The sequence below is a fragment of the Frankia sp. CgMI4 genome (assembly GCF_001756285.1).
GTDB classification, from domain to species: Bacteria; Actinomycetota; Actinomycetes; order Frankiales; family Frankiaceae; genus Frankia; species Frankia casuarinae.
Genome location: NZ_MAQZ01000132.1, coordinates 1 through 7,347, shown reverse-complemented (window position 1 = coordinate 7,347; position 7,347 = coordinate 1). Strand labels below are relative to the sequence as shown.

Below are 7,347 nucleotides of genomic sequence, written 5' to 3'. Positions count from 1 at the left end.
GCGCTGATGCGGGCCAGGGTCGCCGGCTACGAGCATCTCATCGTTGACGGCACGGTCATCGAGACCGACCGGCTACGCATGCCCGGCCCGACCGAAGGCGTGGACCTGTGGTGGTCCGGCACGATCTCCAACCACGGTGGCAACATCCAGGTGCTCTCCGCCCCGGACGACGGCTGGCCACTGTGGGTCTCCGACGTGCGGCCCGGCCGCGAGCACGACTCGACCGCCCTGAAAGCCTCCGGGGCRCTGCCGGTTCTCGCCGAGTGGACCGCCGACCTGCACGAGGTGCTGTTCGACCTCGGCTACGAAGGGCTGGGCAACCCGGCCGGGCCGCTCGCGACCGCGTACAAGAAGCCCAAGGGCGGCACCCTCACCGACGAACAGAAAGCGCACAACCGGATCCACAACGCGCTACGCGCCGTCGRTGAACGCGCGAACGCCCTGCTCAAAGGCACCTTCCGACTCCTCCACAACATCACGATCGACCCCTGGAAGATCGGACTTGTCGTGAAAGCCGCCCTCGTCATCCTCCACACCGAGCACCRCAGAACCGCCTGACACCCAACACACCAACACACCATTGCGATCACGTCACGTGACGAATCGTTACCGGGAAAGGCTCACTGTCCAGAGAGAGGCGGCGGCCAGGTAGCTGACGCAGACCACCGGCCCCGGGTGTGGCCCGGCCACGGCTACCAGCCGAAGACGGAGAAGGACCGGCCCGCGGCGATGTCTTCCAGCGCCGCCCGGCAGTAGGCGATCATGTGGTCCGGCAGGGCATCCAGTGGGAACCAGGCCAGTTCGCTGCACTTCTCCGGCTCCCGGTTCACCGGTTCGCCGTCCCACTCCCGGACGATGAAGAAGAAGGCGGCCCGGCCGCCGCCGGAAGAGTTGTGCATGATGTGCGCGAACTCCACCGCCTCCGGCTGGATCGTCACCCCGATTTCCTCTTTGGCCTCCCGAATGAGGGCCGTGACCACGGACTCTCCCGCCTCCAGGTGGCCGGAGGGCAGGTGGTACGCACCGTCCTCGTAGCCGGTGTTCTGGCGACGGCCGAACAGGGCTTCGTTGTTTCGGAGCAAGATTAGATGAACATCAGTAGTAACCTGATGGCGAGCAGGCATGGGCCGATCTCCTTTGATCTGGTGCGCTGCTGGGGCTGTTGTCTATTTTAGCGGGAAAGCCGCTCATTAGTAATCCGCGGCACCGGCGTTTTCCGTGGCGCTCCCTCAGGTGATCTCTGACGCACGCCCCTGCCCTACGCCCCTCCCGTGCTCCGGCTACACGCTTGAAAGAAGTACAGCGAAGTTGCACCACCCTGGCACCGCGCCCGTCCCGCTGGTGCGCCCGCCCTGAACAGTGTGCCACCGGCTGATTACACCTTGACAACCTGATATTGCTAGAGCCGGGCATGGAGGAACCAACCATGTCCGATGATCGAAATGCAACATGCGAAAACCGTATTGACGCCCAGCTTTTGAGCCTGGAGCGCTGGTACAGGAGAAGATACAAACGCCTGGAGAAGGCGCAACGGGCAAACGACGACGCCCGCGAGGAGGAGCTACACGAGGAACTGGAGCCGCTGGCGGTGTCGGCGCGGCGGCTCGTGCGGGTGGAGTTCTTTTGGGGTGGCCCCTCAGCGCATATGGATGCGGAGGTGGACAACGGCCAGGTAGTGGCCGCCACGTTCCACTTCCTGGACTGGTTCGACGGCGCGTCCCGCTCCATCGACGAGAATTCCAACCCCGCCCTATTGCGGCTGGCCGAGGAAATGGCGGAGGTGGCGCTATGAGCCACTTTCTGCTTGGCGTCATTCTCCCCGACCATATCGAAACCGAGGATGCGGAAAGCTACCTACACGAGGTCATGGAGCCGTACGACGAAGATATAGTGGTGGACGCCTACAACAGACCTTGCGGATGCGGAACCAGGCGGGCGGACAATATGGCTTCTGAGATCGCGACGGAGAAGACCGGCCTGACGTGGGAGATGTTACGCAACACATTCCACGAGCGTCCGCGCGAAGATCACTCCGAAGAAGCATGGCTCAAGCGCACCCAGCCCTTGAGGGAGGCAGAGAAACAGGCGCTCGCAGGRCTGACCATAAAGCCAGACCCCGATTGCGACAACTGCCAGGGTTCTGGAACGTACCCCAGCACCTACAACCCGAAAAGTAAATGGGACTGGTGGTGTATTGGTGGCCGCTGGGATKGGCTGATAACGGGATTGACCACCGAAAGCGAAGACGACGGCTTGAATTTCGAGCAAAGTCACGAGAGCATCGAAAACAACGTGACGGACGTAAAGAACCTGACGTCCGATACCATGCCGTTTGCGTTTATCCTGCCTGATGGTGAGTGGATTCAGCAGGGGCAGATGGGATGGTGGGGCATCGTCACGAGGGAAGATGTGCCGAGGGAGGAGTGGCGTACCAACCGCCTGGAGGACATCCAAACACGCTACGGCGGCCAGCGCGTCGTAGCAGTTGACTGCCACATATAAGCACGAAAAACGGCGACCCGTCTGCAAACGGAGCGCCGTTACGAACAAGAACAACTGAGAACTAACCTGGCTCTAGCGTATCGGGTATCAAAAGAAACGTCAATGAGCGCAATGCCATCCCTCCCCTTACAAGTSAAGGGGAGTACGCCCGCCGTGGGCAAGCGAGGCCGGATATTCTATCTTGAAGTGCGCAGTAAATAGAGGCATACTAGGAAACGATGAACGATGAAGCAATCCGGCAATTAACTAAGCATCTCGATAAGCGCTTTGATGAGTTGCAGGCTGATACGAACCGCCGCTTTGAGCATATGGCGAAGTCCATAGACGTGCTGACCGGCGATGTAGCACGTCTGGCCGGTGTTATCCAAGCGCRGGAAGACAAGTTTGGCGACCTCCTGGCGGCCATGGATGGCTACGTGTTGCGGGCTGAGCATACGGCGGCGGATGTGGCGGGGCTGGAACGCAGGACGGATGTGCTAGAGAAATGGGTGACGGCCATCGGTAGGAAAACCGGCGTAACGCTGAACGTGGTGGAGCCGTGAACATATTTGTTGTTCAGGCTGCGTCCGCCCGTCCGCGCCGGCGACCGGAGGGAGGCGGAGCGGGTCGCCGCGGAGCGGCGCTTGAGCGACGTAGACAAGGTTTGCACCCGTAGTACCCGCCTCACCTGGGGCGGCCTGCCGTATGCTGGTTCGACTACCGATGAAAAAGTCGGTGCAGGAGTAAGGAGTAGCCAGAATGAGCACCGACGAACACGACGAGGAAGATCCCGCACTTGAGATTGCGTCCAAAGATATGGATCGCCTCAGCGAAATCGTGTTGCGGGTGCCGCCCGGCGTCTACACGGGAATGAATGAGCAGCTTTCTCGAATGATGCGAGATGCCCTGGCGGTCAATAACTCCTCAATATCGAAAATTGCCGCACAGCTGGCTGGATCAACCGTGCCATATGAAGCAATCATCAAAGAACTTGGAGCCACCAGCTCCTTGGCAAAGATTGCCTCCATGGATCTGGCTGGCGCACGGCTTGCGGGAGTCCTGACCCAGAGCCTGAGTTCTTCGTATCTCTCGGAGACGATTGCCGCTGCCAATAAGCTGAGCGCCAGAAATCTACTGGGTCCGATGTTCACTGACCTTGAGAAGTCGCTCGTTAAGGCCGCCGAGCGTTCGCTGATTGCGGTTCCACCGCCTAATTTCTTGGCCTTCGCCAATCTCGCAGCCGACGGCTGGCGCCAAACCCTTGATGCGGCCATCGTCTCGCCGCCACCATCTCCAGGCCGACTTTCCTCTCTGGGCGCGACCACACTTCATGTAGTCGAGATCGGAAATGATCTCGGTGAGGCCGCCGAAGAAGCCAACCTTGAAGATGAACGGTGGCGGGAAGGTCGTGAACAGCTTACTGATCATCTCTCCTCCTGGCTAGGGCAAGCATGCCCTAAGGCGGTTCCGAAGCTGAGGGGAGCTTGGCACGCGCTGACCTCGAATGGGCCAGATGCGGCCTCTCAGGCGGCGAACTCGGGTGTGGAGGCACTTGACTGGACTTTGCGCACCATTGCGCCTGATGATGAGGTCCTCGCATGGCGGGAAAATGTTGGTCAATACGCAAAGGAAATTGACCCTAAGAACGGCAAACCGCATCGAGCGCTACGTGTTCGTTACGCAGTACGAGGCTTTGGCATGAAAAGCGACGGCGTCACGGTAATCATAATGATGATGACCCGGTGCCTTGATGAGTTGCAGGGCGTGAAACATGGTGTAGATGAGACGAAAACCATCGCGGCTGCACGTCGCGCTCTCCTTGCGCTCGAGAACACGTTGACAGCTTTGATGCCATATTAGTACCCCATGTGGAGCAACATGCCTGATCTTACTCTAGAAGGAATATTCAGACTACCGGCGCCGGTCGYGGTCAAGGTAGCCGTACTCGCCTCAGAGACGCCGGTTCGTATTGGCGGCATGGATATCAGCCTGGTCATGCCCTCACTTCAACTTCTGAATAATGGGCCTATCCTGACAGCCCCCGCGATGAAAACGGTGCGGAATGATATTGACTGGGACGAACGCTACCGTTCCGTGGGGAGTGCATGGGGTAACGTGTCCCACTTCAAGTCAAACGATCCGCTAGGAGYCAATGGTAACGCGCTTGTCCGCGCCTTCGTAGTTCGGCACACCATTGCCACCGCGGATCAGCCCGAAAGCGTCAGGCGAAAAGAACGCGGGCAGAACCTGTACCAGGATATTGACGCCTGGTGGAGGCTCGCGGCCGACTGGGTTGAGGTGGTAGCGCGACAAAACCTTGATCCCCACTACGATGGGGCAAGCCGCCCGGGAGATGACCTCGAACTCTGGTTTAAGTACGGTCCCGATGGAGAGAGGGTGAGAAACCCTGCTCCCATTTCCCTCACCATGTCACCGGTAAATGCCTTGGAAAGTGATCGCTGGAAGGCGATACTTAAGGCAGCGTCAGACGGTCGCCAGCCGCCCACCGAACATTTGTTGCTCCGGGACGCCATCGCGGCCAACCGCCGCGGGCAGCGTCGGAGGGCCGTACTGGATGCGGCGACGGCGGCGGAGATGGCTCTGACCTATTTGCTGGATCAGGAACTTGCTGGACTACGGTCAGACGTCGCGGGCTATGTGATAGAGAAGAGCCGCCAGATCGGCGGGCGCGTTCAGGCGCTGAAAAATCTGGGAGTGCAGCTACCCGGAGACGCGGGCAAGCGGATCATGAGCTTTTTGGCGGAGCCTCGGAACACGGCAATCCACGGAGGCCGGGAGCCAAGCGTGGATGAGACGCGGGAAGCGCTGAAGGTCGCGGACGAGATCATGGAAACTGCATCCCCGCGCTCGGCGCTGCTTTAGCGCGGGACGGTCATCAACCCCAGCCGAATGCCACAGAGGGTATCCAACCCGTGACGGAACGTCCGAATTCGTTCCTTACATGTCCGATTTGCTGGTCAAGAACCATACCCACCAGGAGCGCCAAGGCGTCGGACGTGATGAGGGCGTCGGCCTCGGGGTCGCCGGACAGGTGGAGGGCCATGCGGCCAACGGTAAGCCCCGCCAGAGTGATCCGGCGGGGCAGGTTGGTCAGGGACGMCAGATCACGGWGATGCGATCCGGGTCAAAACGGTTCTTCGGCCCATCGGCCTTGGACAGCACCACGGCCTCGATAACGGTGGCGATGATGTCACGGCGCTGCTCCACCTCCAGCCGAGGCCAGGACGAGGCCACGTTGGTCAGCTGGGGGCCKGAGTGGGCGCGCAGCCAGTCGTTGCGCTCCCCCCGGAGCTTCGCCACGTCCCCCTCCAGCTCCTCCACCATCTGGAGGGCGCGGGTGCCGCCGCGCTTCGTCTCCCGCCAGGCGGCCATGATCTCGGCGATCTCCGCCTCKGCCGCCTTGGGCCACGGGCCGCTTTCGGCTTCCACGTCCCGGTTTGCCAGATAGGCCAGCACCAAGTTCGTGACCAGTTCGTCAACGTGGTGGCCGGTCACGGCGACGCTGCCGCAGCCACCAGCGGTGACGGGACGGCAGGAGTAGTGATGCTTCTTCCACCCCTTGTCCCAGCCGCCGGTGAGCCGCGCGCCGCAGTAGGCGCAGCGGATGATTCCGGACAGCAGATACTTCCGGCCGCCTATGTGGATGTTCTGGTTGCCGGTCCGAGCGGGGTCGCGGAGCTTCGCCACCACCTTCTCCCAGACCTCGACGTCCAGGATGTGACCTTGAAGGCCCATGACGGGCTGGCCGTCTACGGTGCAGGCGTAGCGCTGCTCCAAGGGAACCGTGGTCGGGCCGTGTACCCGGTAGCCCGCGAGGCGGGGAGACAGATACATGTTCTTCATCACCTGGCGCTGCCACTGGTGGCCCCGGGTCGTGAGAATGCCCAGCTCATTCCAGCGGCGGCAGAGCGTGTGCGTGCCGACCCCGGCAAGGATTTCGTCAGCACCGACGACGATCATGTCGGCCTCGGCCTTGCGGATGGTGCGCTTGTCCGGCTCCCAGCCGAAGGGCCGGTAGCCGCCCACGGGGACACCCGCCTTGGCGAGCTCGCGGTGGGCCGTCCGCACCCGCCGGGAGGTGTCGGCGGACTGCTGGTTCTTCAGGGCCACGACGATCCGGGCCACGGAGCGCCCGTTGTCCGTGAGGAGGTCAAGGGTGCCGCTGATGTCAATGACGGGCCGCCCGTACTGGACCACCACGTCAATGGCGTCTTCCAGGTGGCGCGGGTCGCGGGTGAGCCGGTCCACGTCGGAGACGATGAGGCCGTCAAGGGGCTTGCCGGTTTTGGTGGCTCCCCGCTTCAAGTCCTCCAGGGCGCCCTCGTACACCGGCCGCACCACCCGGTACACCACGGAAGTTATTCAGAAACTCTCTTGATTCTCTCGAAGCTCAGTATTCGCTCGGATTGCTGTTCGTTGATTTTCTGGAGGCCGACGGCTGCCTGGATGTCGGCATCGATACGGCCGAGGTCGCTGCGGTAACGGCTGGTGAGGATTCGCCAGTTCTTCGCGTGAGCGACTCCCCATTCGGCGGCGACCCGGACGGACGCGAACTCGGCGTTGAGTTGTTTCTGCCAGCCGGTCAGGGATGTTCCGGGCTTCTTCTTCCGCGGGGTGTGGACGGCGGGTTCGCCTTCGTAACCGAGGTCGGTCATGCAGCCACCGGAACGTCGCGCCACCCGTGTCCAGCCAGGGCGACGTCAAAGTAGGTACGGCGTGGCGTCTTGAGTTTGTGGTCGGCTACTGCTGGGGGTTGGGCCGCGAAGGGCCCTGGAACGCGGCAGACGCGGCACCTACAGGAAGATCTGAGTTCTCACGCAAAGGTCTTCCAGAAGCAGGTGCCGC

9 protein-coding genes and 1 pseudogene are annotated in these 7,347 nt (G+C 61.7%); 6 read left to right on the top strand and 4 right to left on the bottom strand.

Going from position 1 to position 7,347, the window contains the following annotated elements; genetic code table 11:
* Window positions 1-558: IS5-like element ISFsp7 family transposase (locus tag Manayef4_RS22095; RefSeq protein ID WP_070133279.1), on the top strand; the 558-nt coding region annotated here is incomplete at its 5' end.
* Between the two features lie 134 nt (window positions 559-692).
* On the opposite strand, the gene Manayef4_RS22090 is transcribed toward Manayef4_RS22095, so the two are convergent.
* Window positions 693-1,082 carry an NUDIX domain-containing protein gene (locus tag Manayef4_RS22090; protein WP_232235301.1) on the bottom strand — a complete coding sequence of 130 codons (390 nt, stop codon included), beginning with the start codon at window positions 1,080-1,082 and terminating at the stop codon, window positions 693-695.
* 344 nt (window positions 1,083-1,426) lie between these two features.
* Between Manayef4_RS22090 and Manayef4_RS22085 the strand changes: the two genes are divergently transcribed.
* From Manayef4_RS22085 to Manayef4_RS24615, 5 genes are all read left to right on the top strand, one after another.
* A complete protein-coding gene (locus Manayef4_RS22085) occupies window positions 1,427-1,792 on the top strand; it encodes a hypothetical protein (RefSeq protein ID WP_011436947.1) in 366 nt (121 codons plus the stop codon).
* Window positions 1,789-2,502 carry a hypothetical protein gene (locus Manayef4_RS24625; protein ID WP_139140191.1) on the top strand — a complete coding sequence of 238 codons (714 nt, stop codon included), beginning with the start codon at window positions 1,789-1,791 and terminating at the stop codon, window positions 2,500-2,502. The genes Manayef4_RS22085 and Manayef4_RS24625 overlap by 4 nt, the downstream gene beginning before the upstream one ends.
* Before the next feature lie 218 nt (window positions 2,503-2,720).
* Window positions 2,721-3,044: a hypothetical protein gene (locus Manayef4_RS22075; RefSeq protein ID WP_139140190.1), complete on the top strand. Its 324-nt coding sequence runs from the start codon at window positions 2,721-2,723 to the stop codon at window positions 3,042-3,044.
* 196 nt (window positions 3,045-3,240) lie between these two features.
* The gene (locus Manayef4_RS24620) at window positions 3,241-4,341 is read left to right on the top strand and encodes a hypothetical protein (RefSeq protein ID WP_011436948.1); all 1,101 of its coding nucleotides are present in this window, start codon (window positions 3,241-3,243) and stop codon (window positions 4,339-4,341) included.
* 117 nt (window positions 4,342-4,458) lie between these two features.
* Window positions 4,459-5,364, top strand: a complete 906-nt coding sequence (locus tag Manayef4_RS24615; RefSeq protein ID WP_175443454.1) for a hypothetical protein — start codon at window positions 4,459-4,461, stop codon at window positions 5,362-5,364.
* Between the two features lie 85 nt (window positions 5,365-5,449).
* Here Manayef4_RS24615 and Manayef4_RS26330 read toward each other — a convergent pair.
* The 3 genes and pseudogenes from Manayef4_RS26330 to Manayef4_RS22055 all read right to left on the bottom strand — a co-directional run.
* Window positions 5,450-5,545: pseudogene (locus tag Manayef4_RS26330) on the bottom strand (Fe-S cluster assembly protein HesB); the annotation flags it as partial.
* Window positions 5,546-5,592: 47 nt separating this feature from the next.
* Window positions 5,593-6,855, bottom strand: coding sequence for a recombinase family protein (locus Manayef4_RS22060; RefSeq protein ID WP_254665800.1), 1,263 nt, complete (start codon window positions 6,853-6,855; stop codon window positions 5,593-5,595).
* Window positions 6,856-6,860: 5 nt separating this feature from the next.
* The gene (locus tag Manayef4_RS22055) at window positions 6,861-7,157 is read right to left on the bottom strand and encodes a transposase family protein (RefSeq protein WP_011436951.1); all 297 of its coding nucleotides are present in this window, start codon (window positions 7,155-7,157) and stop codon (window positions 6,861-6,863) included.
* Window positions 7,158-7,347 lie beyond the last annotated feature (190 nt).